We start from the raw sequence: 24,101 nt of genomic DNA on the forward strand, positions 1-24,101 counted from the left end.
GCATTTCAAACGTCGTCGCCCGCTCTCACTGGAAAAAGGCAAGCCTATGCAGCGGCTGTATCGCAAGCGCATCGTTCTCGGCGTGGGTGGCGGCATTGCCGCCTACAAAAGCGCCGAGCTGATTCGCCGTCTCCTGGAGCACGGCGCGCAGGTGCGCGTCGTCATGACCCGCGGTGGTGCCGAATTCATCACCCCGCTGACCCTGCAGGCGCTGTCGGGCCACCCGGTTCACATGGACCTGCTCGACCCGGCCGCCGAAGCAGCCATGGGCCATATCGAACTGGCCAAGTGGGCGGACCTGGTGCTGATCGCGCCAGCCACCGCCGACCTCATGGCACGCATGGCCCAGGGCATGGCAGACGACCTGCTGACCACGCTGGTGCTGGCCACTGACGCCACCGTCGCGGTGGCACCGGCGATGAACCAGGCCATGTGGCGTGACCCGGCCACCCAGGCCAACCTCGAGCTGCTTAAAAGCCGTGGCATTCAGGTGTTCGGCCCGGCATCCGGCAGCCAGGCCTGTGGCGACGTCGGCCTGGGGCGCATGCTCGAAGCCACCGACCTGGCCTGGTGCGCAGCGGAAAGCTTCAAGCGCCAGGCACTGACCGGCAAGCACGTGCTGATCACCGCCGGGCCGACCCAGGAAAACATCGACCCGGTGCGCTACATCACCAATCATAGCTCCGGCAAGATGGGCTTCGCCCTGGCCGAAGCGGCCGCCGAAGCAGGGGCTCGGGTGACCCTCGTCACGGGTCCGGTGCACTTGCCAACCCCTGACCGGGTCAGCCGCATCGACGTCGTCAGCGCGCGGGACATGCTCGCGGCCTGTGAAGCGGCCATGCCGTGCGACCTGTTCATTGCCTCGGCAGCGGTTGCGGACTACCGCCCCGAAGTGGTTGCCACACAAAAACTGAAGAAAGATCCTACGACCGGCGACGGCATGCTGCTGCAGATGGTGCGCAATCCCGATATCCTTGCCACCATTGCTGGCCGCGCCGACCGCCCATTCAGCGTCGGCTTTGCCGCCGAAACCGAGCACCTGCTCGATTACGCCACGCGCAAGCTCAAGGACAAGAACCTCGACCTGATCGTCGCCAATGATGTGGCCAACCCCAGCATCGGCTTCAACAGCGAAGAAAACGCCTTGACCGTGATCGACCGCCAGCAGCACCAGACTCTCTTCGCGCAGACCAGCAAGGGCAAGATCGCCCGGCAACTGGTCGCCTTCATCGCCGAACGGCTCAACCAGGTTCAATAAGTTACATGCACGCTCTTCAAGCCAAGATCCTCGACCCACGCCTGGGCAGCGAATTCCCGCTACCCGCGTACGCCACCCCCGGCTCCGCCGGCCTCGACCTGCGCGCCCTGCTCAAGGAAGACACCATCCTCGAACCGGGCCAGACCATCCTGATTCCTACCGGCCTGTCGATCTACATCGGCGACCCGGGCCTGGCGGCAGTCATCCTGCCGCGCTCAGGCCTGGGCCATAAGCACGGCATCGTGCTGGGCAACCTGGTCGGCCTGATCGATTCGGACTACCAGGGCGAGCTGATGGTGTCGTGCTGGAACCGCGGCAACACGCCGTTCACCATCGCGGTTGGCGAGCGCATCGCCCAGCTGGTGCTGGTACCGGTGGTACAGGCTCACTTCGACATCGTCGAAGCGTTCGACGAAAGCCAGCGTGGCGCTGGCGGCTTCGGTCACTCCGGCAGCCACTGAGCCGGCAAATGACCGTTCGGGCCAAGGATGGCGAACTCTCTGGCGAAACCACCGTCCAAGCGTTCAGTTTGCGCCTGCCCAGAAAGCCTTTGACTAATGGAGTTTCCAGAGATGAACGACATGGCCCACCTGGTCCCCGCCGCATTGCCCGACAGCATTTTCCGCGCTTATGACATACGCGGCGTGGTCGGCAAGACCCTTCACGCCGAAACCGCCTACTGGATCGGCCGCGCCATCGGCGCGCAAAGCCTGGCCCAGGGCGAACCGCAGGTTTCGGTAGGGCGCGATGGCCGCCTGTCAGGCCCGATGCTGGTGGAACAGCTGATCAAAGGCCTGGTCGATGCGGGCTGCCATGTCAGCGACGTCGGCCTGGTGCCCACCCCGGCGCTGTACTACGCCGCCAACGTGCTGGCCGGCAAGTCTGGTGTGATGCTGACCGGCAGCCATAACCCGTCGGACTACAACGGCTTCAAGATCGTCATCGCCGGTGACACCCTGGCCAACGAACAGATCCAGGCCCTGCTGACCCGCCTGAAAACCAACGACCTGACGCTGGCCCAGGGCCGCGTGGAAAAGGTCGAGATCCTCGACCGCTACTTCCAGCAGATCGTCGGCGACGTGAAGCTGGCGAAAAAGCTCAAGGTGGTGGTGGACTGCGGCAACGGCGCCGCCGGTGTGATTGCACCGCAATTGATCGAAGCCCTGGGCTGCGAGGTGATCCCGCTGTTCTGCGAGGTCGACGGCAACTTCCCCAACCACCACCCGGACCCGGGCAAGCCAGAGAACCTCGAAGACCTGATCGCCAAGGTCAAGAAAACCGGTGCCGATATCGGCCTGGCCTTCGACGGTGACGGCGACCGCGTCGGCGTGGTAACCAACACCGGCAGCATCGTCTACCCCGACCGCCTGCTGATGCTGTTTGCCCAGGATGTGCTGTCGCGCAACCCGGGCGCCGAGATCATCTTCGACGTCAAATGCACCCGCCGTCTGACTCCGCTGATCGAACAGCACGGTGGCCGCGCCTTGATGTGGAAAACCGGCCATTCGCTGATCAAGAAAAAGATGAAGCAGACCGGTTCGCTTCTGGCAGGCGAGATGAGCGGTCACATCTTCATCAAGGAACGCTGGTACGGTTTTGACGACGGCATCTACAGCGCAGCGCGCCTGCTGGAGATCCTCAGCAAGACCGAGCAGAGCGCCGAAAACCTGTTTGCCGCCTTCCCGAACGATATTTCCACGCCGGAAATCAATATTGATGTGACCGACGAGGGTAAATTCAGCATCATTGATGCACTGCAACGCGATGCCGACTGGGGCGAAGCCAACCTGACCACCATCGACGGTGTGCGGGTCGACTACGCCCACGGCTGGGGCCTGGTTCGTGCATCCAACACCACGCCGGTGCTGGTGCTGCGTTTCGAGGCCGACAGCGACGCCGAGTTACAACGTATCAAGGATGTTTTCCGCACCCAGTTGCTGCGGGTAGAGCCTGAGCTGCAACTGCCGTTCTGACCGACTATCTGTTCCTTACAGGAGCCCTGCATGACCCTCGATCGCGATGCCGCTTCCCATGTAGCCGAGGTTTTGTCCGAAGCACTGCCTTACATTCGCCGCTTTGTCGGCAAGACCCTGGTGATCAAGTACGGCGGCAACGCGATGGAGAGCGAGGAGCTCAAGACGGGCTTCGCCCGTGACATCGTGCTGATGAAGGCTGTGGGCATCAACCCGGTGGTGGTCCACGGCGGTGGCCCGCAGATCGGTGACCTGCTCAAGCGCCTGTCGATCGAAAGCCACTTCATCGACGGCATGCGCGTCACCGATTCGGCGACAATGGACGTTGTCGAGATGGTGCTGGGCGGCCAGGTCAACAAAGACATCGTCAACCTGATCAACCGCCACGGCGGCAGCGCCATCGGCCTGACCGGCAAGGACGCGGAGCTGATTCGCGCCCGCAAGCTGACTGTCAGCCGCCAGACGCCCGAGATGACCACTCCGGAAATTATCGACATCGGCCACGTGGGCGAAGTGGTGAGCGTGAACACCGACCTGCTGAACATGCTGGTGAAGGGCGATTTCATTCCAGTGATCGCGCCGATCGGCGTGGGCGCCAATGGTGAGTCGTACAACATCAACGCCGACCTGGTGGCAGGCAAGGTGGCCGAGGCGTTGAAAGCCGAGAAGCTGATGCTGCTGACCAACATCGCCGGCCTGATGGACAAGCAGGGCCAGGTGCTGACTGGCCTGACCACCGAGCAGGTCAACGAACTGATCGCTGACGGCACCATCTATGGCGGCATGCTGCCGAAGATCAAGTGCGCGCTGGATGCGGTGCAGGGCGGCGTGAACAGCTCGCACATCATCGATGGCCGCGTGCCGAATGCGGTGCTGCTGGAGATTTTCACCGACAGCGGCGTGGGCACCCTGATTACCAACCGCAAGCCACGCTGAGTGATTGGCTAGCCTGCACCGGCCTCTTCGCGGGTAAACCCGCTCCCACAGGGGATAGCACCGCCTTTGAGGGCTGTGGAGATCCGGTGGGAGCGGGTTCACCCGCGAAAGGGCCGGAACAGGTGACACAAAAAAGGCGACCTTCATGTGAAGGTCGCCTTTTTCATTTCCAGGCCAGGATCAAATCCCGTACTGCGCCCGATAGGCCTCTACAGCCGGCAGATGCTGTTTCAGCTCTGGGTCATCAGCCAGGAACTCCAGCACCTGGGTCAGCGAAACGATGCTGACCACCGGGATACCGAAGTCGCGTTCCACTTCCTGGATCGCCGACAGTTCGCCATTGCCACGCTCTTCACGGTTCAGCGCGATCAGTACACCGGCGGCCTTGGCCTGCTGGGCGTTAATGATCTGCATGACCTCGCGAATGGCGGTACCGGCAGTAATCACGTCGTCGATGATCAGCACGTCACCGGCCAGCGGCGCGCCGACCAGGCTGCCACCTTCGCCATGGTCCTTGGCTTCCTTGCGGTTGAAGCACCATGGCACGTCGAGCTGATGCTGATCGGCAAGGGCTACGGCGGTAGTCGCCGCCAAAGGGATACCCTTGTAGGCCGGGCCGAACAGCACATCGAACGGGATCTTGCTGTCGACGATGGCGGCGGCGTAGCAACGCCCCAGCTCAGCCAGTGCGGAGCCGGTGTTGAACAAGCCGGCATTGAAGAAATACGGGCTGGTACGCCCCGATTTCAGGGTGAATTCACCGAAACGCAGTACCCCGCGATCGATGGCAAAACGGATAAAGTCGCGCTGATACGGCTGCATGAATAGTCCCGGACACCACGGATTTAGCTAAATGGGTTGAGCTCGGGTATCATACACGCACGAGATTTATGGGGCCATTTATGCGGATCATCAGTGTGAACGTAAATGGCATTCAGGCTGCGGCCGAGCGTGGTTTGCTCAGCTGGCTGCAAGCCCAGAATGCCGACGTCATCTGCCTTCAGGATACCCGCGCCTCGGCCTTTGAACTCGACGACCCAGCTTTCCAGCTCGATGGCTATTTCCTTTATGCCTGCGACGCGGAGGTGCCTGCCCAAGGTGGTGTGGCCCTTTACTCGCGCATGCAGCCCAAGGCAGTCATCACCGGCCTGGGCTTCGAGACAGCCGACCGCTACGGGCGTTACCTGCAAGCAGATTTCGACAAAGTCAGTATTGCCAGCCTGCTGCTGCCTTCGGGCATGAACGGCGACGAAGACTTGAACCAGAAGTTCAAGTTGATGGACGACTTCGCCAAGTACCTGGACAAGCAGCGTCGCAAGCGTCGCGAATACATCTATTGCGGCTCGTTCTACGTGGCGCAGCAGAAGCTCGACATCAAGAACTGGCGTGACAGCCAGCAGTCGCCGGGCTTCCTGGCGCCAGAACGCGCCTGGATGGATGCAATCACTGGCGAGATGGGGTATGTCGATGCCTTGCGCGAAGTCAGCCGTGAAGGTGACCAGTACAGCTGGTGGCCGGACAACGAGCAGGCCGAGATGCTCAACCTGGGGTATCGGTTCGACTACCAGATCCTCACTCCAGGCCTGCGCCGCTTCGTGCGCAACGCCCGCCTGCCGCGTCAGCCACGCTTCTCCCAGCATGCGCCGCTGATCGTCGACTATGACTGGACGCTGACCATCTAAAAGACCATTGGGGCTGCATTGCGGCCCCAATGGTTATTTGATCGGCCGCCAGATCATCGGGTAGCGATAAGGCTTGCCCTCATTCGCCCGCACCGCCGCGATGATGATCAGGATCATCACGGCCACTGCGAGCATGGCAAACAGCACCAGCCCGATGACCACGAACATCAGCAGGAAGCAGATGAGCCCTGCAATGGTCACGCTGATCTGAAAGTTCAGCGCCTCTTTGCCCTGGGCGTCGATAAAAGGGTCTTGCTCGCGCTTGAGGTGCCATAGCACCAGCGGGCCCAGCAGGTGGCCAAGCGGCACTACCAGGCCCAGAAGCGCGGAGAGGTGGCAGAGCATCGCCCATTGCCGCACTTCGGCATTGGGCGGGGGGACCGACAGGTTCGAATCGCTCATGCCCCGCACCTCCTGGGCTGGCTTCAGTCAGCCAGTGCCGCCTGCTGCAGCTCGAAGATCTCGTCCATGCCCTTCTGCGCCAGAGCGAGCATGGCGTTGAAATCTTCCGGCTGGAACGGTGCGCCTTCGGCAGTACCCTGCACTTCGATGAAGCCACCGGCGCTGGTCATGACCACATTCAGGTCGGTTTCGGCTGCGGAGTCTTCCAGGTAGTCGAGGTCCAGCACCGCTTCGCCCTGGTACATGCCGACAGATACGGCTGCGATCATGTGCTTGAGCGGGTTGCCGCCCTTGAGGCCGCCGCGCTTCTTGATCACTGCCAAAGCGTCGCACAAGGCGACCATGGCGCCGGTAATGGACGCGGTGCGGGTACCGCCATCGGCCTGGATCACGTCGCAATCGACGTAAAGGGTGATATCACCGAGCTTGCTCATGTCCAGCGCGGCGCGCAGCGAACGGCCGATCAGGCGCTGGATTTCCAGGGTGCGGCCACCCTGCTTGCCACGGCTGGCTTCACGCTGGTTACGTTCGCCGGTTGAGCGCGGCAGCATGCCGTACTCGGCGGTCAGCCAGCCTTGGCCCTGGCCTTTGAGGAAGCGCGGTACACCGTTTTCAACGCTGACCGTGCAGATGACTTTGGTGTCACCGAACTCGACCAGTACCGACCCTTCGGCGTGCTTGGTGTAGTTGCGGGTGATGCGGATCGAGCGGAGCTGATCGGCAACGCGACCACTTGGACGTTTCATCTGGGATACCTGTACTGGGACTTTGAATCTGCCGAGCATTATAGAGCCCGTAGCCCAGGGAAGACATGCCTATTGTCGCGCCCGGCACAGCCCGTCGCCTTTTCCTACCCCAGTAGCCACCCGTCGGTAACATAGGTGGATTGGGCGCCACGGCGACACTGCGCTACAATCCTGCGCCTTGCAGCCGAGAGGCTCCCACCGTTCATTCATCTACGCGAGGTACTCCCCATGGTGCACAGCATGACCGCTTTTGCTCGTGTCGAGCGCGCCGGCAGCCAAGGCACCCTGGTATGGGAGCTGCGCTCGGTCAACCACCGTTACCTGGAGCCGCACCTGCGCCTGCCCGAGGCCCTGCGCGACCTCGAAGGCGGCGTACGTGAAGGCCTGCGCCAGGGCCTGTCACGCGGCAAGGTGGAATGCACCTTGCGCCTCAACGAAGACAGCAACGGCAAACCGCTGAAGGTGGACCATGAGCGCGCCGCGCAACTGGTTGCCGCCGCCGAGGAAGTGGCCGGCCTGATCAAGCAGCCGGCCCCCTTGAACCCGCTTGAAGTGCTGTCATGGCCAGGCGTACTGGTGGCCGACACCAGCGACCCACAGGCACTGAATGCCGAAGCCATGGCGCTGTTCGACGAAGCCCTGGCCGAACTCAAGGCCGGGCGCCAGCGCGAAGGCCTGGAACTGGCCCGGCTGATCAACGAACGCCTGGACAACATGGCCAGCGAAGTCTCTACCCTGCGCGCCCTGGTGCCGCAGATGCTGGCAGCGCAGCGGCAGAAGATTCTCGACCGCTTCGGCGACATGCAAGCCGAGCTCGACCCGCAGCGCCTGGAGCAGGAGATGGTCCTGCTGGCCCAGAAAAGCGACGTGGCAGAGGAGCTCGACCGCCTCAGCACCCACGTCACCGAAGTACGCCGGGTGCTCAAGGGTGGCGGTGCCGCTGGCCGGCGCCTGGACTTCCTGATGCAGGAACTCAACCGCGAGGCCAACACTCTCGGCTCCAAGGCCTTCGACCCACGCAGCACGCAAGCGGCGGTCAACCTGAAGGTATTGATCGAACAGATGCGTGAACAAGTACAGAACATCGAGTAAGGCCACCCCGACCATGAACCACAGCAGCGGCACCCTCTACATCGTTTCGGCCCCTTCGGGCGCCGGCAAGACCAGCCTGGTCACCGCCCTGACCAAGGACGACCAGCAGATCCGCGTCTCGGTCTCGCACACTACCCGCGCCATGCGCCCGGGCGAGCAGCACGGGGTGAACTATCACTTCGTCGTCCACGAGGAATTCAAGGCGCTGATCGCGCAAGGTGACTTTCTGGAGCATGCCGAAGTGTTCGGCAACTTCTACGGTACTTCGCGCAGCGCGTTGCAGCAGACCCTGGACCAGGGCTACGACCTGATCCTGGAAATCGACTGGCAAGGTGCCCAGCAAGTGCGCAGGCTGATGCCGCAGGCGCTGTCGGTGTTCATCCTGCCTCCAAGCCAGGAGGCGCTTCGCCAGCGCCTGGACGGACGCGGGCAGGACAGCGAAGAGATCATCGCCGGGCGCATGAAGGAAGCGGTCAGCGAGATGGTGCACTACGACGAGTATGACTACGTGATCATCAATGATGATTTCGACGCGGCGCTGGCAGACTTGAAAGCGGTGTTCCGCTCGAATCGGCTGCTGTTGAAGAAGCAGCAGCAGCGTCATGCGGCGCTGCTGAAGCAAATGATCGGCTAAAGATCGATGGGGGCTGCATTGCAGCCCTTCGCGGGCACGCCCGCTCCCACGGGTTAATCACTGACTTGAGGCTTGTGCCGTACCTGTGGGAGCGCGCATGCCCGCGAAGGGCCGCAAAGCGGCCCCAATGATTTATTCCTGCAGAGGCAAGGTAGCCTGCTGCCGCAGGGTAGCCCCGAGGAAGTACGCCGGCGCACGCATGCGCGACAGGATCATCAGCCCGACACCAAGCACCGAGATGATCGCGGCAATCACGAACACCAGCCCCACCCCACCCACATGCGAGCCGCTGCCGAAGTCCGGCGAGGCGCTGTCGATGGCGGTACGCACGAAGATCACCGACAAGATCACCCCGCCCACCAGCGGGCACAGGCCGCGCATGATGAAGTGGCGCAGGCTGTCGAACAGGCTGTCGCGGAAATACCAGACGCAGGCAAACGCGGTCAGCGAATAATAGAAGCAGATCATCATGCCCAGCGCAGTGATGGTGTCTGCCAGTACGTTCTCGCTCAGCGTACGCATGGTCACGTAGAACAGGCCTGCGGCCACGCCAGCACAGATGGTGGCATAGCGTGGCGTTTGCGAGCGTGGACATACGCTGGCGAACTTCTGCGGTACCGCACCGTAATAACCCATGGCCAACAGGGTGCGCGCCGGCGCCACGAAGGTGGACTGCAGCGACGCCGCCGTACTGGCCAGCACGGCGATGGACATCAGAATCGCCAGCGGCCCCATGACCGGGCCGGCCAGGTGGGCAAAAACGTTCTCCTGGATGCGCGGGTTGTTCAGGCCAAGACCCGTCTCGCTGATACCGGCGAACTGCAGGGTCGCGATGGCGGTGAACAGGTACAGGCCGAGAATCAACATCACGGTCCAGGTAGCGGCCTTGCCCGGCACCTCTTCGCTGCCCACCGATTCTTCACTGACGGTCAGGCAAGTGTCCCAGCCCCAGAAGATGAAGATCGACAATGACAGGCCAGCGGCAAAGGCCGAAAACGACTCGACACCGAAGGGGTTGAACCAGGCGAAATCGAACGCCAGCGGTGGCGGCGCGGTGGTGCCGCCGAACGCGGCGAAAGCAAAGCCGACCAACACCAGCAACTGCAGGGCCACCAAGCCGTACTGCACAGTCATTGTAGTGGCGATACCCCGACAGCAGATCCACACTGCCAAGCCAATGAACACGCAACAGGTAATGATGTTGATCAACAGGTTGTCGGCCAACGCCGCCAGTTCGTGCTTGCCGGTGATCTGCCCAAGGAACAGGTAGAAGAAGTCCACCGCCACCCCTGCCAGGTTCGACAGCACGATCGTGGTGGCAACCACCAGTCCCCAGCCGCCGATCCAGCCGATCATGGGGCCGAATGCACGCGCCGACCAGGTAAACGAAGTACCGCTGTCAGGCTCCGCCGAGTTCAGCTCGCGATAGCCCAGCGCCACCAGCAGCATCGGCAGGAAGCCCACGATGAACACGGCAGGCAGGTGGGCACCCACCTCTCGCACGGTAGGGCCAAGGGCGCCGGTCAGGGTATAGACCGGGGCGATGGTGGAAATGCCCAGCACCACGCTGGCCAGCAGGCCCAAGCGGCCCTTGGCCAGGCCTTTGCTGCGCTGAGTGCTGCCCGCGTCGGCCGCCACATCGGGTGGGCGACCGGCTTCTGTGTAATTGCTCATGAGTATTTGCCGTAGATTTTGGAATTGTTTTCACAAGCCTTGAGTACAAGGCTCGCTTTCACTCATTGAAAGCTTGCTATCGGGGACGAGTCATCCGAGACCTTCGGCTGACGTCAGAATCATTCCTGCCGTGAGCCCTCCCGTACTGCGTAGGCAATGCAGGCCTCGCGAAACGCCTGAAACAGACGCAGCGAGACCGGGTTTTCGTTGAAGCGCCATTCCGGGTGCCACTGCACGCCGAGCACAAAGCCCGGCGCCGCCGGCATGGACACCGCCTCGATCAGGCCATCCGGGGCCCGCGCCTCAACGCGCAGGCCAGGGGCCAGACGGTCGATGCCCTGACTGTGCAGCGAATTGACCTCGAACTGCGCCGCCAGGCCCAGGCGCTCGAACAACCCGCCAGGCTCGATACTGACCGAGTGACGAGGGCTGTATTGCACCGCCAGGGGGGCGTCCTCAGGTTCGCGGTGGTCAAGGTAGCCAGGCAGTTCCTGCACACGCTGGTGCAGGCTGCCGCCAAGAGCTACGTTCAGTTCCTGGTAGCCACGGCAGATGCAGAATACGGGCACACCGGCGGCAATGGCTGCCTGCAACAGCGGCAGGGTCAGGCGATCACGCGCCAGATCATGCCGGGTACCCGCCACACTGGGGGCGCCATTGTAATGATGCGGCTCGATATTTGAAGGCGAGCCGGTAAAAACAATGCCATGCAGGCGAGCCAACAGCGCTTGGGTGTCGCTGCCGCCATCACGGGCCGGCAAGATCAGCGGCAAGCCGGCAAAGCCGGCCGCCTCGACATATTTGTCGCCGACCGTGTGCGATGAGTTCTTCCCTACCTGCTGGCGGCAGGCGCTGACACCGATCAAGGGGACCGCATTTGCGCTCATGGGCTTACACCGTGTGCAGGTACCAGTTGTACTCGAGGTCGGAAATCGACACTTCGAACTCGGCCAGTTCGCTTTCCTTGCAGGCCACGAAGATATCGATGTAGTCCGGGCTGATGTATTGGTTGAGGACTTCGCTGTCATCCAGCGCGCGAAGGGCATCGCGCAGGTTGTTCGGCAGGCTTTGCTCCAGCTGTTCGTAGGAGTTGCCTTCGATCGGCGCCTCAGGCTCGACCTTGTTGGTCAGGCCGTGGTGAACCCCGGCAAGAATCGCTGCGAGCATCAGGTACGGGTTGGCATCGGCGCCTGCTACACGGTGTTCAAGGCGCACATTGTCGCTGCTGTCGGTGGGCACGCGTACGGCCACGGTGCGGTTGTCCAGGCCCCAGCTCGGCGCATTGGGCACGTAGAACTGCGCGCCGAAGCGGCGATAGGAGTTGATGTTGGGGCAAAGGAAGGCCATCGACGCCGGCATGGTTTCCAGCACGCCACCGATGGCGTGGCGCAGCGTATCGCTTTGCAGAGGATCGTCACTGGCGAAGATGTTCTTGCCGGTTTTCTTGTCCAGCAATGAAATGTGCACATGCAGGCCGTTGCCTGCCTGGCCCGGGTAGGGCTTGGCCATGAAGGTGGTGTCCATTTCATGGTCGTAGGCGATGTTCTTGATCAGGCGCTTGAGCAGGATCGCATAGTCGCAGGCCTTCAGCGGATCAGCCACGTGGTGCAAGTTGACCTCGAACTGCGCCGGTGCGCTTTCCTTGACGATGGCGTCGGCGGGCAGGCCCTGTTCCTTGGCCGCTTCGAGCATGTCCTGCAAGCAGTCGGCGTACTCGTCGAGGTCGTCGATCAGGTACACCTGGGTTGAATGCGGGCGCTTGCCGGAGATCGGCGAGCGCGGCGGCTGCGGGCGGCCGTTGAGGTTGTCCTGGTCGATCAGGTAGAACTCCAGTTCGAACGCGGCGCAAATATCCAGGCCCAGGTCGTCGAACTTGCTCACCACCTGGCGCAACACTTCACGCGGGTCGGCGAAGAACGGCTGGCCATCCAGTTCGTGCATGGTCATCAGCAGCTGGGCGGTGGGGCGCTTCTGCCACGGCTCGTCCGACAAGGTGCCGGGGATCGGGAAACAGATACGGTCGGCGTCGCCGATGTCCAGGCCAAGGCCGGTGCTTTCGACAGTGGAACCGTTGATATCAAGGGCGAACAGCGATGCGGGCAGGTTGATGCCCTTCTCGTACACCTTGTGCAGGCTGGCCCGCTCGATGCGCTTGCCACGTACCACGCCATTCATGTCGGAGATCAGCAGGTCTACGTACTGCGTGTCCGGATGGGCCTGGAGGAAGTCATTCATCTCGCTGGAAGAACTGGCGCACGGGGTTACCGACGTCATGGTGTACATCCTTTGATGTGCTGCGGCGATGTGGGGATACGGCTGGCGCCTCACGGGCGACGATGGTTGCAGCTGTTGTTGTTTTCACTTTCCCATCGTGGGGACTGGTTACCCGACCGGGCGCATTGATTCCGGGGGGCCGTTTCACTATAAAATGGCCCAGACGCAACAGACATTGGCAATTTGGCAAGCAGAGCGTGCATCAATGCAATATCAGATTACCCACGCCGACCTCTCTCTGGTCCTGGCACTGGAACGTGGCCGCTCGCTGGCCAAAGCCGCCGAACTGCTCAAAGTCGACGTTTCGACCGTGTTCCGCTCGATCCGCCGATTGGAGTCGGCGCTGGGCACCGCCTTGTTCGTCAAGAGCCGAAAGGGCTATCTGCCGACTGACACCGCCCAGGCCTTGGCCGAACAGGCCGAACGTGCCGAGCAGGCGCTCGAAGCGGCGCGCATTGCCATGACCAGTGGCGAGCAAGTGGTCAGCGGCACGGTGCGCCTGACCTGCACCGAGGCGGTGATGCACAGCCTGTTGCTGCCGGCGCTGGCCGAGTTCATGCCCAACTACCCGGCCTTGTCGCTGGAGATGGGCACCTCCAACACCTTCGCCAACCTTAGCCGGCGCGACGCCGATATTGCCCTGCGCCTGACCAACACGCCACCGGAGCACCTGGTGGGCCGCAACCTGGGCTCCACCTCCTATGTAGTCTGCGGCCACCCACAGTGGCGCGAGCGCCTGAGCGAGTCGCCTGCCAGCGTGCCGTGGATCGCACCTGACGACTCGATGCAGGACCACCCTACGGTGGTCTGGCGCAACCAACAATACCCGGGCCTGAGCCCGCGCTACCAGTGCAGCAGCATGTCGACCATCGCCCAACTGGTCACGGCCGGCCTGGGCGTGGCAGCTCTGCCGGATTACATGGTGCATGCGCTGCCCGGGGTGGATGCACTGAGCGGCCCCCTGGCCGGCTGCGACACCCAGTTGTGGCTGCTGACCCGGCCGGATTGCCGGGCGTTGCGCTCGGTGCAGACCCTGTTCGAAGAGCTGACCCCGCGGTTGCGTGACGCGATGCTCTGAGGTTATCGTCAAGCTCATGCACTGAGGGTGTCTGTTCCGGCTCTTTCGCGGGTAAACCCGCCGCTACAAGCTACGCGGTCCCTGTAGGAGCGGGTTCACCCGCGAAGAAGGCATCGCAGGGTTTGCAGGTACCGCCCGGCAAAACAGCGCTTCCCTATTGGCTGGTGAATTTTTATACTATCGAGTCCGCCTGCCCACTAATGGGCTGCACGCCCACCGCAATTGCTACTGAGGAAGACCATGGCCCGCGTAACTGTTGAAGACTGCCTGGAACACGTGGATAACCGCTTTGAGCTGGTCATGCTCTCGACCAAGCGCGCTCGCCAGCTGGCGACCGGCGGCAAAGAGCCACGCGTTGCGTGGGAAAACGACAAGCCAACCGTTGTTGCCCTGCGTGAAATTGCTGAAGGCATCGTCACCAACGAGTTCATCGCTGCTGAAGAGATCGTCACCGAGGATCCGGTGTTCGCCGCGTTCGAGGACGAGAACAACGAGGCTGTCTGATTGATGCCAGGTCGACGTCGTACGGCGCAAGGCCCTCTTCCTCGGCAGGAGGTGAACCCATGCCGGGTATAGAAGCCTTGGCCGAACGGCTTTCGACCTATCTTGGCCCCGAACAGGTCAACCTGGTCCGGCGTGCCTATTTCTACGCCGAACAGGCCCACGATGGGCAACGCCGCCGCAGCGGCGAGCCCTACGTGACCCACCCGCTGGCCGTGGCCAGCATCCTCGCCGACATGCACATGGACCATCAGAGCCTGATGGCGGCCATGCTGCACGATGTGATCGAAGACACCGGCATCGCCAAGGAAGCCCTCAGCCAGCAGTTTGGCGAGACCGTGGCCGAACTGGTCGATGGGGTCAGCAAGCTGACCCAGATGAACTTCGAGACCAAGGCCGAGGCGCAGGCGGAAAACTTCCAGAAGATGGCCATGGCCATGGCCCGCGACATTCGCGTGATCCTGGTCAAGCTGGCCGACCGTCTGCACAACATGCGCACCCTGGAAGTGCTGTCTGGCGAAAAACGCCGTCGCATCGCCAAGGAAACCCTCGAGATCTACGCCCCCATCGCCAACCGCCTGGGGATGCACAATGTGCGCGTGGAGTTCGAAGACCTTGGCTTCAAGGCCATGCACCCGATGCGCTCGTCGCTGATTCACCGTGCAGTGAAGAGCGCACGCGGCAATCGCAAAGAAATCGTCGCCAAGATCGAACACTCGCTGGCCAACTGCCTGGCCGCCGACGGCATCGAGGGCGAGGTCAGCGGTCGGCAGAAACACCTCTATGGCATCTACAAGAAGATGCGCGGCAAGCGCCGTGCCTTCAACGAGATCATGGACGTGTATGCCTTCCGCATCATCGTCGACAAGGTGGACACCTGCTACCGCGTGCTCGGCGCCGTGCACAACCTCTACAAGCCGCTGCCCGGGCGCTTCAAGGATTACATCGCGATCCCCAAGGCCAACGGCTACCAGTCGCTGCACACTACCCTGTTCGGCATGCACGGCGTGCCCATCGAAATCCAGATCCGCACCCGCGAAATGGAAGAGATGGCCAACAACGGTATTGCCGCCCACTGGCTGTACAAGTCCAACGACGACGAGCAGCCCAAGGGCAGCCACGCGCGTGCCCGCCAGTGGGTCAAGGGTATCCTCGAACTGCAGCAACGTGCCGGCAACTCCCTGGAGTTCATCGAGAGCGTGAAGATCGACCTGTTCCCGGACGAGGTCTACGTGTTCACGCCCAAAGGCCGGATCATGGAGTTGCCAAAAGGCTCCACGGCCGTCGATTTCGCCTACGCGGTGCACACCGACGTTGGCAACAGTTGCATCGCGTGCCGCATCAACCGCCGCCTGGCGCCGCTGTCCGAACCGCTACAAAGCGGCTCGACCGTGGAAATCGTCAGCGCCCCGGGCGCTCGGCCAAACCCGGCCTGGCTCAACTTTGTGGTCTCCGGCAAGGCACGCACGAATATCCGCCACGCGCTCAAGCAACAGCGCCGCTCGGAGTCCATCAGCCTGGGCGAGCGCCTGCTGAACAAGGTACTCACCGGCTTCGACAGCAGCCTGGAGAAAATCCCCCAGGAACGCATCCAGTCCATTCTCGCCGAGTACCGCCTGGAGCTGATAGAAGACCTGCTCGAAGACATCGGCCTGGGCAACCGCATGGCCTACGTGGTCGCGCGCCGCCTGCTGTCGGCCGAAGGCGAACAGCTGCCGGCGCCAGAAGGCCCGCTGGCGATCCGCGGTACCGAAGGCCTGGTGCTGAGTTACGCCAAGTGCTGCACGCCGATCCCGGGTGACCCGATTGTCGGCCACCTGTCGGCCGGCAAGGGCATGGTCGTGCACCTGGAGAACTGCCGCAACATCAGTGAAATCCGCCACAACCCCGAAAAGTGTGTGCAGCTCTCCTGGGCCAAGGACATCACTGGCGAGTTCAATGTCGAACTGCGTGTCGAACTGGAACACCAGCGCGGGCTGATCGCCCTGCTGGCCAGCAGCGTCAACGCCGCCGACGGCAACATCGAAAAGATCAGCATGGACGAACGCGACGGCCGTATCAGCGTGGTCCAACTGGTGGTCAGCGTGCACGACCGCGTGCACCTGGCGCGTGTGATCAAGAAGCTGCGTACCCTGACCGGTGTGGTCCGCATCACCCGCATGCGTACGTAGTCCGCCAACCGCAAGGAGTCATCATGAGCAAAACCGTCATCAACAGCGACAAGGCCCCTGCCGCCATCGGCACCTACTCGCAGGCGATCAAGGCCGGCAACACCGTGTACATGTCGGGCCAGATCCCTCTGGACCCGAAGACCATGGAACTGGTCGAAGGCTTCGAGGCCCAGACCGTGCAGGTGTTCGAGAACCTCAAGGCCGTGGCTGAAGCCGCTGGCGGTTCGTTCAAGGACATCGTGAAACTGAACATCTTCCTCACCGACCTGAGCCACTTCGCCAAGGTCAACGAGGTGATGGGCCGCTACTTCGAACAGCCCTACCCAGCCCGCGCCGCCATCGGCGTTGCCGCGCTGCCAAAAGGCTCTCAGGTCGAAATGGACGCCATCCTGGTCATCGAATGATGCCCTGGTGACGGGCCCCTGCCCGTCACCCTTCTTACTCCGCAAGGTTACCCCGTCATGCGTCAAGCACTGCCCTTCGCGCTGGCAGCCCTGCTACTGGGCGGCTGCACCAGCCACAAACCCGAAGACTTCAACGGCATCTGGATCAACCAGGAAGCCATCACTGCGGCGGTCAAAGCCGGCAGCCTGCGCCAGGCCCTGAATGAGCATGGCCCAGTGTTCGAGTGGAAGCTCGATGTGGCCAATCAGCAAGCCAGCTATAGCAATGGTTTCGAGGCCGCTGACGGCCAGCTGAGCGCCAATGACAAGCAATGGCAGGCCCGTTTCCATGGCGGCCAGACCGAGCAGCTTTCGCTCGATGGCGACGAGCTGCTGGCCGTCGACCAAAGTGGCGCCAAGCAAACCTTCGTGCGCGCCAAGGTGCCGGCGACAGCCAATGCACCACTGGGCAGCAGCTTCGAGAAGGCGCTGTACCAGGCCTACCTGGGTGGTAACTGGAAGATCGTCGAAGGCCAGGGCAAAGGTGCCAGCGTGCGCTTCAGCGACACCGGCAACGTCACCGGCCTACCCGGGCCGGACCGCTTCGCCCTGTGCCTGGCGGGTGATTGTGCGACCATGGGTGGCAGCAATGACAGCCTGTGGCTGGAGCGCAACCAGCGCGGTGCACCGTTCATCATCAAGCGCGATGGCGACAAGCTGGAGATTTTCCAGGCAGTGAACCGTGCGCAGCCGGATGAAATGCCGGAACTGGCACCGGGCAAGCGTCAGTGGGCGCTGGAGCGCAGCTGAGATGATGCGCGGTCCCTGTAGGAGCGGGTTTACCCGCGAAGAAGACACCGCGGTGGATGGCACGGGCTTCGCCCGTGTTCGCGGGCAAGCCCGCTCCCACAGGGTCGCGCCAGCTTTTAGAAATTGAGCAAGACAGTTACTCCCACAAGGGAACGCGCCACCTGCCAGCTAGGCTTTTCCTGCCAGAATCGCGGCGTAGCCTTCCCTGTAGCTCGGATATACAGGCGCCCAGCCCAGCGCCCGCGCCCGGGCATTGCTACAGCGCTTGCTGCCAGTACGCCGCACCCGCTGCTCATCGGACCATTCGGTAACCCCCATATACGCCCGTAGCCAGGCCACCACATCGGCCAGCGGCGCGGGGTCGTCATCAACGCCAATGTAGCAGTCGTCCAGCACCTTGCCATCAGCATCGGCCTGCAGCAGAAACGCCAGCAGGCTGGCGGCATCTTCGGCATGAATGCGGTTGCCATACAGCGGCGGCTCCTCGGCTACGCGGTAACCCTGACGCACCTGGCTCAGCAACCATTCGCGCCCTGGGCCATAGATACCGGTCAGGCGGACCACGCTCGCCGGGATGCCGCTGGCCAGTGCCAACCGCTCAGCCTCCAGCATCACTCGCCCGGAATAGCCCTCAGGCTCGGTGGCAGCGCCCTCCTCTACCCACTCGCCATCCTTCTGCGCATACACGCTGCTGCTGGAGACGAACAACAGGCGACGCGGGCGCTGACCACGCTCGGCCAACCAGGCCAATACATGGCGCAAGCCATCAACATAGGCTGCTTGGTAACCCGCCTCATCGTGCTGGCTGGCCGCCACGCAGTACACCAGGTAATCCAGCGCGCCCTGTGGCCAGGCCAGCGGCATCGACGGTTCGGCCAAGTCTGCGGCAACCGGCTGAACCCCAGCGGGCAGCTGATCGACAGAACGGCGCAGGCCGCTCACCTTCCACCCTTTAGCCAACATCTGCCTGGCCAGACGCCCACCCACATCACCACAACCCACCACCATCACGGAAAGGTCTGACATCTCTAAACTCCCCTAGACCAATTGATCAGCCTGGCCACGCTACACGATGGGCGGCTAGACCATAGGCGAAAAAAGCTACAATATTACTTTTGTTAACAAGAATTACTTGCAATAATGGCCGCCAAATTGTTCTCGGCCTGCATCGAGGCCTTGGAGAACGCTCACTTTTTTCTTCATCAGGTCCGGCCAGCATGACACGTACTCAACCTTCCGCTTCGCCAACCCCGTCGCGCGCCTGGCGCGCCATCGCCGCGCTGACACTCAGCCTGGTGCTGGCCCCGGTGGCCATGGCCGATGAGCCAACCACCAACGCCGCCACGCCTGCTGCTGCAACTGCCCCGGCCACACCCGCTGCTGCCCCGGTCGATGCGCCTGCGCCTGGTGCCACTGCCACCACCCCGGCAGATACACCGGCCGCAGCAGACCCGAGCGTTCAAGCCCTGGTCGAAGACACCTCGCTGGGCATGGCCCATGACCTGTCCCCATGGGGCATGTACAAGAACGCCGACATCGTGGTGAAGATCGTCATGATCGGCCTGGCCATCGCCTCCATCATCACCTGGACCATCTGGATTACCAAAGGCTTCGAGCTGATGGGCGCCAAGCGCCGCCTGCGTGGTGAAATCGCCCAGCTGAAGAAGTCCACCACCCTGAAAGAAGCCAGCGAAGTCTCCAACAAGGAAGGCACCCTGGCCCATACCCTGGTCCACGATGCCCTCGAAGAGATGCGCCTTTCGGCTAACGCTCGCGAAAAAGAAGGCATCAAGGAGCGCGTCAGCTTCCGTCTGGAGCGCCTGGTACATGCCAGCGGCCGCACCATGAGCAGCGGCACCGGCGTCCTCGCAACCATCGGTTCCACCGCGCCGTTCGTCGGCCTGTTCGGTACCGTATGGGGCATCATGAACAGCTTCATCGGCATCGCCAAGACCCAGACCACCAACCTGGCCGTCGTTGCCCCAGGTATCGCCGAAGCGCTGCTGGCCACTGCTCTGGGCCTGGTCGCGGCAATCCCGGCCGTGGTCATCTACAACGTCTTCGCCCGCTCCATTGCCGGTTACAAGGCGCAGGTGTCCGATGCCTCCGCCCAGGTACTGCTGTTGGTCAGCCGTGATCTGGACCACCAGGGCAGCGAGCGCGCCGCCCCGCACATGGTGAAAGTGGGGTAAGCCATGGGCCTGCATCTCAACGAAGGTGGCGACGACCTCGCCGAAAACCACGAAATCAACGTTACGCCGTTCATCGACGTGATGCTGGTGCTGCTGATCATCTTCATGGTCGCCGCTCCCTTGGCCACGGTCGACATCAAAGTCGACCTGCCGGCCTCAACCGCCAAACCGGCACCAAGGCCAGAGAAACCGGTGTTCGTCAGCGTCAAGGCCGACCAGAAGCTGTATGTCGGAGACGACCAGGTGGCTGCACCCGACCAGCTTGGCCCGATGCTCGACGCCAAGACCAAGGGTGACAAGGAAACCACCATCTTCTTCCAGGCTGACAAAGGCGTGGATTACGGCGACCTGATGGAAGTGATGAACAACATGCGCGCGGCCGGCTACCTGAAAGTCGGTCTTGTAGGTCTCGAGACGGCAGCCAAGAAATGATGAAAACGCGCTCTAACATGGCGCGCTACGGTGGCAGCCTGGCGATCGTGCTGGGCGTGCACGTGGTCGCCGTGCTGCTGACGCTCAACTGGTCGGTGCCCCAGGCCATCGAGCTGCCCCCGGCAGCGATGATGGTCGAACTGGCACCGTTGCCGGAGCCTGCGCCACCACCACCCCCAAAGGCAGCTCCGCAGCCACCGGCCCCAGTCGAGGAACCACCGTTGCCGAAGCTGGCAGAAGCGCCCAAGCCCAAGATCGCCATCCCCAAGCCGCCCAAGCCGAAGGCCAAGCCCCAGCCGCCCAAGCCCGAGAAAAAGCCTGAGCCGCCGAAGGAAGCGCCACCCACCGAGCAAACGGTGGACGCACCGCCCAGCAACACGCCACCGCAGAAGTCCGCGGCACCGGCTCCGAGCATTGCGTCCAACAGCAAAGCACTGCCAACCTGGCAGAGCGACCTGCTGCGCCACCTGGCCAAGTACAAGCGCTACCCGGAAGACGCGCGCCGTCGCGGCCTGCAAGGCATGAACCGCCTGCGCTTCGTGGTCGACGCCGAAGGCAAGGTCGTGTCGTACTCCATGGCCGGTGGTTCAGGCAGTGCCTCACTCGATCGGGCGACCCTGGAAATGATCCGTCGGGCCGGCAAGGTACCCAAGCCGCCACCCGAGTTGCTGAACAATGGCACGATTGAAGTCGTGGCACCGTTCGTCTACTCACTGGACCGCCGCTGAGACTTTTGCTTCTGTCACAATTCGGCAAGTCTGATAACGTGCGTCTATCGATTGCAGCCGCTATGCTGGGCCCGCAACTTCATGGACGCACGTTATGACCCTCACCGAATTACGCTACATCGTCACACTCGCCCAGGAACAGCACTTCGGCCATGCCGCCGAGCGCTGTCACGTGAGCCAACCAACCCTGTCGGTCGGTGTGAAGAAGCTCGAGGACGAGCTTGGCGTTCTGATCTTCGAGCGCAGCAAAAGCGCAGTACGTCTGACCCCGGTCGGCGAAAGCATCGTCGCCCAAGCGCAGAAGGTACTGGAGCAGGCCCAAGGCATTCGTGAACTGGCCCAGGCCGGCAAGAATCAGCTGACCGCCCCGCTCAAGGTCGGCGCCATCTACACCGTCGGCCCCTATCTGTTCCCGCACCTGATCCCGCAGCTGCACCGCGTGGCGCCGCAAATGCCGCTGTACATCGAAGAAAATTTCACCCACGTACTGCGCGAAAAGCTGCGCAACGGCGAACTGGACGCGGTGATCATCGCCCTGCCGTTCAACGAAGCCGACGTGCTGACGCTACCGCTCTACGACGAACCGTTCTGCGCCCTGATGCCTGCCGACCACCCATGGACGGCGAAGAAGACCATCGACACTGCCATGCTCAACGACAAGAGCCTGTTGCTGCTCGGTGAGGGCCACTGCTTCCGCGACCAGGTACTGGAAGCCTGCCCTACCCTGAACAAGGGGGGTGAAGGCTCAAGGCACACCACGGTCGAGTCCAGCTCGCTGGAAACCATCCGTCACATGGTGGCTTCGGGCCTTGGCGTATCGATCCTGCCGCTGTCGGCCGTGCACAGCCATCACTACGCCCCCGGCGTCATCGAAGTGCGCCCGCTGACGGCACCGGCACCATTCCGCACGGTAGCCATCGCCTGGCGCGCCAGTTTCCCGCGGCCAAAGGCCATCGAGATCCTCGCCGATTCGATCCGCCTGTGCTCGGTCGCCAAAAACCCTGCGGAACAACCGGCCTGAGTCATGAGTGAGCTGTCGAAGGTCCCGGTCACAGTACTGAAAGGTGTGGGCGAGGCAATGGCGGAGAAACTCGCCAAGGTCGGCCTGGAAAACCTGCAGGACGTGTTGTTCCACCTGCCCCTGCGCTACCAGGACCGCACGCGCGTGGTGCCAATCGGCCAGCTGCGTCCGGGCCAGGATGCGGTTATCGAGGGTGTGGTCAGTGGTACCGATGTGACCATGGGTAAGCGCCGCAGCCTGGTGGTGCGCCTGGGCGACGGCAGCGGTGTACTGACATTGCGCTTCTACCACTTCAGCAACGCGCAGAAGGAGGGCCTGAAGCGGGGCACCCACCTGCGCTGCTATGGGGAAGCCCGCCCCGGCGCTTCCGGCCTGGAAATCTACCACCCGGAGTACCGCGCGCTGAACGGCAGCGCGCCGCCGCCACCGGTGGAACAGACACTGACGCCGATCTATCCGTCCACCGAAGGTCTTACCCAGCAACGCCTGCGCCTGTTGTGCCAGCAGAGCCTTGCCCTGCTTGGCCCGCGCAGCCTGCCCGACTGGCTGCCTGACGAACTTGCCCGGGACTACCAGCTGGCACCCTTGGACGAAGCCATACGCTACCTGCACAACCCGCCGGCCGACGCCGACCTCGACGAGCTCGCCGAAGGCCAGCACTGGGCCCAGCACCGCCTGGCCTTCGAAGAGTTGCTGACCCACCAGCTGTCGCAGCAACGCCTGCGCGAAAGCCTGCGCAGCCTGCGTGCGCCGGTACTGCCCAAGGCCACGCACCTTCAGGCGCAGTACCTGGCCAACCTTGGTTTCCAGCCGACCGGCGCGCAGCAGCGGGTAGCCAACGAAATTGCCTACGACCTTAGCCAGCACGAACCGATGATGCGCCTGGTGCAGGGCGACGTGGGTGCCGGCAAGACCGTGGTCGCTGCACTGGCCGCGTTGCAGGCGCTGGAGGCTGGCTATCAGGTGGCATTGATGGCACCCACCGAGATCCTCGCCGAGCAGCACTACATTACCTTCAGGCGCTGGCTGGAACCGCTGGGCATCGAAGTCGCCTGGCTAGCCGGCAAACTCAAGGGCAAGGCCCGGGCCGCTTCCCTGGAGCAGATCGCCAACGGTGCACCCATGGTGGTCGGCACCCACGCGCTGTTCCAGGAGGAAGTGAGGTTCAAGCACCTGGCCCTTGCGATCATCGACGAACAGCACCGGTTTGGCGTGCAGCAACGCCTGGCCCTGCGCAAGAAGGGCGTGGCCGGCGAGTTGTGCCCGCACCAGCTGATCATGACCGCCACGCCTATTCCGCGCACCCTGGCCATGAGCGCCTACGCCGACCTGGACACTTCGGTGCTCGACGAATTGCCGCCAGGGCGCACGCCGGTGAACACCGTGCTGGTGGCCGACAGCCGCCGCTTCGAAGTGGTCGAGCGGGTACGCGCCGCCTGCGCCGAGGGGCGCCAGGCCTACTGGGTATGCACGCTGATCGAAGAGTCCGAAGAACTCACCTGCCAGGCCGCCGAAAGCACTTACGAGGAGCTTGGCAGCGCGCTTGGCGAGCTGAGGGTAGGGTTGATCCACGGGCGCATGAAGCCGGCGGAAAAAGCCGAGATCATGGCCGAGTTCAAGGCTGGCAACCTGCAGCTTCTGGTCGCCACCACGGTCATCGAGGTGGGCGTGGACGTGCCCAACGCCAGCCTGATGATCATCGAGAACCCCGAGCGCCTGGGCCTTGCGCAGCTGCACCAGCTACGTGGCCGGGTTGGTCGGGGCAGCGCCGTGAGCCATTGCGTGCTGCTGTACCACCCGCCGCTGTCGCAGGTTGGCCGCGAGCGCTTGGGGATCATGCGCGAAACCAACGACGGCTTCATCATTGCCGAAAAAGACCTTGAACTGCGTGGCCCGGGCGAGATGCTCGGCACCCGCCAGACCGGTCTGCTGCAGTTCAAGGTCGCCGACCTGATGCGCGACGCGGACCTGCTGCCGGCCGTGCGCGATGCGGCTCAGGCCCTGGTATCACGCTGGCCGGAACACGTCAGCCCGCTGCTGGACCGCTGGCTGCGCCATGGCCAACAATATGGCCAAGTGTGACGCCAGTCCCAGAATGGATCCAGATTTGCTCG

Annotated in this window: 24 protein-coding genes; 17 read left to right on the plus strand and 7 right to left on the minus strand. The window is 62.9% G+C overall.

Features of this window, described 5'->3' with window-relative positions; genetic code table 11:
* The first annotated feature begins 46 nt into the window (after positions 1-46).
* From coaBC to argB, 4 genes are all read left to right on the plus strand, one after another.
* Positions 47-1,258: a bifunctional phosphopantothenoylcysteine decarboxylase/phosphopantothenate--cysteine ligase CoaBC gene (gene coaBC, locus GST84_25835; GenBank protein ID XGB15587.1), complete on the plus strand. Its 1,212-nt coding sequence runs from the start codon at positions 47-49 to the stop codon at positions 1,256-1,258.
* A 5-nt stretch (positions 1,259-1,263) separates the two neighbouring features.
* Positions 1,264-1,719 carry a dUTP diphosphatase gene (locus GST84_25840; protein ID XGB15588.1) on the plus strand — a complete coding sequence of 152 codons (456 nt, stop codon included), beginning with the start codon at positions 1,264-1,266 and terminating at the stop codon, positions 1,717-1,719.
* 111 nt (positions 1,720-1,830) lie between these two features.
* Positions 1,831-3,231, plus strand: a complete 1,401-nt coding sequence (locus GST84_25845) for a phosphomannomutase/phosphoglucomutase (protein XGB15589.1) — start codon at positions 1,831-1,833, stop codon at positions 3,229-3,231.
* A 30-nt stretch (positions 3,232-3,261) separates the two neighbouring features.
* Positions 3,262-4,167, plus strand: a complete 906-nt coding sequence (argB, locus tag GST84_25850) for an acetylglutamate kinase (GenBank protein ID XGB15590.1) — start codon at positions 3,262-3,264, stop codon at positions 4,165-4,167.
* Positions 4,168-4,347: 180 nt separating this feature from the next.
* Here the strand turns inward: argB and pyrE are convergent, their stop codons facing one another.
* Entirely contained in the window at positions 4,348-4,989 is a 642-nt protein-coding gene (gene pyrE / locus GST84_25855; protein XGB15591.1) for an orotate phosphoribosyltransferase, read from the minus strand.
* An 80-nt stretch (positions 4,990-5,069) separates the two neighbouring features.
* Between pyrE and GST84_25860 the strand changes: the two genes are divergently transcribed.
* Positions 5,070-5,849 (plus strand): exodeoxyribonuclease III, encoded by a 780-nt coding sequence (locus tag GST84_25860; protein ID XGB15592.1) that lies wholly within the window; start codon positions 5,070-5,072, stop codon positions 5,847-5,849.
* 33 nt (positions 5,850-5,882) lie between these two features.
* Here the strand turns inward: GST84_25860 and GST84_25865 are convergent, their stop codons facing one another.
* Both GST84_25865 and GST84_25870 read right to left on the minus strand, forming a co-directional pair.
* Positions 5,883-6,251, minus strand: a complete 369-nt coding sequence (locus GST84_25865) for a DUF4870 domain-containing protein (protein ID XGB15593.1) — start codon at positions 6,249-6,251, stop codon at positions 5,883-5,885.
* Between the two features lie 23 nt (positions 6,252-6,274).
* Positions 6,275-6,997, minus strand: coding sequence for a ribonuclease PH (locus tag GST84_25870; GenBank protein ID XGB15594.1), 723 nt, complete (start codon positions 6,995-6,997; stop codon positions 6,275-6,277).
* Between the two features lie 228 nt (positions 6,998-7,225).
* On the opposite strand from GST84_25870, the gene GST84_25875 reads away from it, so the two are divergent.
* On the plus strand, positions 7,226-8,089 hold the full coding sequence (locus tag GST84_25875; GenBank protein ID XGB15595.1) for a YicC family protein: 864 nt from the start codon (positions 7,226-7,228) through the stop codon (positions 8,087-8,089).
* A 13-nt stretch (positions 8,090-8,102) separates the two neighbouring features.
* Positions 8,103-8,723, plus strand: a complete 621-nt coding sequence (locus GST84_25880; protein XGB15596.1) for a guanylate kinase — start codon at positions 8,103-8,105, stop codon at positions 8,721-8,723.
* Between the two features lie 132 nt (positions 8,724-8,855).
* On the opposite strand, the gene GST84_25885 is transcribed toward GST84_25880, so the two are convergent.
* The 3 genes from GST84_25885 to GST84_25895 all read right to left on the minus strand — a co-directional run bounded on the left by GST84_25885 (position 8,856) and on the right by GST84_25895 (position 12,671).
* Positions 8,856-10,397, minus strand: coding sequence for an amino acid permease (locus GST84_25885; protein XGB15597.1), 1,542 nt, complete (start codon positions 10,395-10,397; stop codon positions 8,856-8,858).
* Positions 10,398-10,516: 119 nt separating this feature from the next.
* On the minus strand, positions 10,517-11,284 hold the full coding sequence (locus GST84_25890; GenBank protein XGB15598.1) for a gamma-glutamyl-gamma-aminobutyrate hydrolase family protein: 768 nt from the start codon (positions 11,282-11,284) through the stop codon (positions 10,517-10,519).
* A gap of 4 nt (positions 11,285-11,288) precedes the next feature.
* On the minus strand, positions 11,289-12,671 hold the full coding sequence (locus GST84_25895) for a glutamine synthetase (GenBank protein XGB15599.1): 1,383 nt from the start codon (positions 12,669-12,671) through the stop codon (positions 11,289-11,291).
* Between the two features lie 205 nt (positions 12,672-12,876).
* On the opposite strand from GST84_25895, the gene GST84_25900 reads away from it, so the two are divergent.
* The 5 genes from GST84_25900 (at position 12,877) to GST84_25920 (ending at position 17,614) form a co-directional block, all read left to right on the plus strand.
* Positions 12,877-13,749 (plus strand): LysR family transcriptional regulator, encoded by an 873-nt coding sequence (locus tag GST84_25900; GenBank protein XGB15600.1) that lies wholly within the window; start codon positions 12,877-12,879, stop codon positions 13,747-13,749.
* A gap of 240 nt (positions 13,750-13,989) precedes the next feature.
* Positions 13,990-14,253 (plus strand): DNA-directed RNA polymerase subunit omega, encoded by a 264-nt coding sequence (gene rpoZ / locus GST84_25905; protein ID XGB15601.1) that lies wholly within the window; start codon positions 13,990-13,992, stop codon positions 14,251-14,253.
* Between the two features lie 59 nt (positions 14,254-14,312).
* On the plus strand, positions 14,313-16,421 hold the full coding sequence (gene spoT / locus GST84_25910; protein XGB15602.1) for a bifunctional GTP diphosphokinase/guanosine-3',5'-bis pyrophosphate 3'-pyrophosphohydrolase: 2,109 nt from the start codon (positions 14,313-14,315) through the stop codon (positions 16,419-16,421).
* Positions 16,422-16,444: 23 nt separating this feature from the next.
* On the plus strand, positions 16,445-16,825 hold the full coding sequence (locus tag GST84_25915; GenBank protein ID XGB15603.1) for a RidA family protein: 381 nt from the start codon (positions 16,445-16,447) through the stop codon (positions 16,823-16,825).
* 57 nt (positions 16,826-16,882) lie between these two features.
* Positions 16,883-17,614 (plus strand): hypothetical protein, encoded by a 732-nt coding sequence (locus GST84_25920; protein XGB15604.1) that lies wholly within the window; start codon positions 16,883-16,885, stop codon positions 17,612-17,614.
* A gap of 168 nt (positions 17,615-17,782) precedes the next feature.
* On the opposite strand, the gene GST84_25925 is transcribed toward GST84_25920, so the two are convergent.
* Positions 17,783-18,640, minus strand: coding sequence for an NAD-dependent epimerase/dehydratase family protein (locus GST84_25925; GenBank protein ID XGB15605.1), 858 nt, complete (start codon positions 18,638-18,640; stop codon positions 17,783-17,785).
* A 191-nt stretch (positions 18,641-18,831) separates the two neighbouring features.
* Between GST84_25925 and exbB the strand changes: the two genes are divergently transcribed.
* The 5 genes from exbB (at position 18,832) to recG (ending at position 24,069) form a co-directional block, all read left to right on the plus strand.
* The gene (gene exbB, locus GST84_25930) at positions 18,832-19,806 is read left to right on the plus strand and encodes a tonB-system energizer ExbB (protein ID XGB15606.1); all 975 of its coding nucleotides are present in this window, start codon (positions 18,832-18,834) and stop codon (positions 19,804-19,806) included.
* Positions 19,807-19,809: 3 nt separating this feature from the next.
* The gene (gene exbD, locus GST84_25935) at positions 19,810-20,238 is read left to right on the plus strand and encodes a TonB system transport protein ExbD (GenBank protein XGB15607.1); all 429 of its coding nucleotides are present in this window, start codon (positions 19,810-19,812) and stop codon (positions 20,236-20,238) included.
* Positions 20,235-20,966 carry a TonB family protein gene (locus tag GST84_25940; protein ID XGB15608.1) on the plus strand — a complete coding sequence of 244 codons (732 nt, stop codon included), beginning with the start codon at positions 20,235-20,237 and terminating at the stop codon, positions 20,964-20,966. The genes exbD and GST84_25940 overlap by 4 nt, the downstream gene beginning before the upstream one ends.
* A 94-nt stretch (positions 20,967-21,060) precedes the next feature.
* A complete protein-coding gene (locus tag GST84_25945) occupies positions 21,061-21,987 on the plus strand; it encodes a LysR family transcriptional regulator (GenBank protein XGB15609.1) in 927 nt (308 codons plus the stop codon).
* A gap of 3 nt (positions 21,988-21,990) precedes the next feature.
* Entirely contained in the window at positions 21,991-24,069 is a 2,079-nt protein-coding gene (gene recG, locus GST84_25950) for an ATP-dependent DNA helicase RecG (protein XGB15610.1), read from the plus strand.
* The last annotated feature ends 32 nt before the right edge of the window (positions 24,070-24,101 follow it).

Source organism: Pseudomonas putida, from assembly GCA_041879295.1.
Lineage (GTDB): Bacteria > Pseudomonadota > Gammaproteobacteria > Pseudomonadales > Pseudomonadaceae > Aquipseudomonas > Aquipseudomonas putida_Y.

What these genes read in the sequence shown, in the direction of transcription:
- coaBC (XGB15587.1), top strand. Translation starts at nt 47, where the DNA reads ATGCAGCGGCTGTATCGCAAGCGCATCGTTCTCGGCGTGGGTGGCGGC.
- GST84_25840 (XGB15588.1), top strand. Translation starts at nt 1,264, where the DNA reads ATGCACGCTCTTCAAGCCAAGATCCTCGACCCACGCCTGGGCAGCGAA.
- GST84_25845 (XGB15589.1), top strand. Translation starts at nt 1,831, where the DNA reads ATGAACGACATGGCCCACCTGGTCCCCGCCGCATTGCCCGACAGCATT.
- argB (XGB15590.1), top strand. Translation starts at nt 3,262, where the DNA reads ATGACCCTCGATCGCGATGCCGCTTCCCATGTAGCCGAGGTTTTGTCC.
- pyrE (XGB15591.1), bottom strand. Translation starts at nt 4,989, where the DNA reads ATGCAGCCGTATCAGCGCGACTTTATCCGTTTTGCCATCGATCGCGGG.
- GST84_25860 (XGB15592.1), top strand. Translation starts at nt 5,070, where the DNA reads ATGCGGATCATCAGTGTGAACGTAAATGGCATTCAGGCTGCGGCCGAG.
- GST84_25865 (XGB15593.1), bottom strand. Translation starts at nt 6,251, where the DNA reads ATGAGCGATTCGAACCTGTCGGTCCCCCCGCCCAATGCCGAAGTGCGG.
- GST84_25870 (XGB15594.1), bottom strand. Translation starts at nt 6,997, where the DNA reads ATGAAACGTCCAAGTGGTCGCGTTGCCGATCAGCTCCGCTCGATCCGC.
- GST84_25875 (XGB15595.1), top strand. Translation starts at nt 7,226, where the DNA reads ATGGTGCACAGCATGACCGCTTTTGCTCGTGTCGAGCGCGCCGGCAGC.
- GST84_25880 (XGB15596.1), top strand. Translation starts at nt 8,103, where the DNA reads ATGAACCACAGCAGCGGCACCCTCTACATCGTTTCGGCCCCTTCGGGC.
- GST84_25885 (XGB15597.1), bottom strand. Translation starts at nt 10,397, where the DNA reads ATGAGCAATTACACAGAAGCCGGTCGCCCACCCGATGTGGCGGCCGAC.
- GST84_25890 (XGB15598.1), bottom strand. Translation starts at nt 11,284, where the DNA reads ATGAGCGCAAATGCGGTCCCCTTGATCGGTGTCAGCGCCTGCCGCCAG.
- GST84_25895 (XGB15599.1), bottom strand. Translation starts at nt 12,671, where the DNA reads ATGACGTCGGTAACCCCGTGCGCCAGTTCTTCCAGCGAGATGAATGAC.
- GST84_25900 (XGB15600.1), top strand. Translation starts at nt 12,877, where the DNA reads ATGCAATATCAGATTACCCACGCCGACCTCTCTCTGGTCCTGGCACTG.
- rpoZ (XGB15601.1), top strand. Translation starts at nt 13,990, where the DNA reads ATGGCCCGCGTAACTGTTGAAGACTGCCTGGAACACGTGGATAACCGC.
- spoT (XGB15602.1), top strand. Translation starts at nt 14,313, where the DNA reads ATGCCGGGTATAGAAGCCTTGGCCGAACGGCTTTCGACCTATCTTGGC.
- GST84_25915 (XGB15603.1), top strand. Translation starts at nt 16,445, where the DNA reads ATGAGCAAAACCGTCATCAACAGCGACAAGGCCCCTGCCGCCATCGGC.
- GST84_25920 (XGB15604.1), top strand. Translation starts at nt 16,883, where the DNA reads ATGCGTCAAGCACTGCCCTTCGCGCTGGCAGCCCTGCTACTGGGCGGC.
- GST84_25925 (XGB15605.1), bottom strand. Translation starts at nt 18,640, where the DNA reads ATGTCAGACCTTTCCGTGATGGTGGTGGGTTGTGGTGATGTGGGTGGG.
- exbB (XGB15606.1), top strand. Translation starts at nt 18,832, where the DNA reads ATGACACGTACTCAACCTTCCGCTTCGCCAACCCCGTCGCGCGCCTGG.
- exbD (XGB15607.1), top strand. Translation starts at nt 19,810, where the DNA reads ATGGGCCTGCATCTCAACGAAGGTGGCGACGACCTCGCCGAAAACCAC.
- GST84_25940 (XGB15608.1), top strand. Translation starts at nt 20,235, where the DNA reads ATGATGAAAACGCGCTCTAACATGGCGCGCTACGGTGGCAGCCTGGCG.
- GST84_25945 (XGB15609.1), top strand. Translation starts at nt 21,061, where the DNA reads ATGACCCTCACCGAATTACGCTACATCGTCACACTCGCCCAGGAACAG.
- recG (XGB15610.1), top strand. Translation starts at nt 21,991, where the DNA reads ATGAGTGAGCTGTCGAAGGTCCCGGTCACAGTACTGAAAGGTGTGGGC.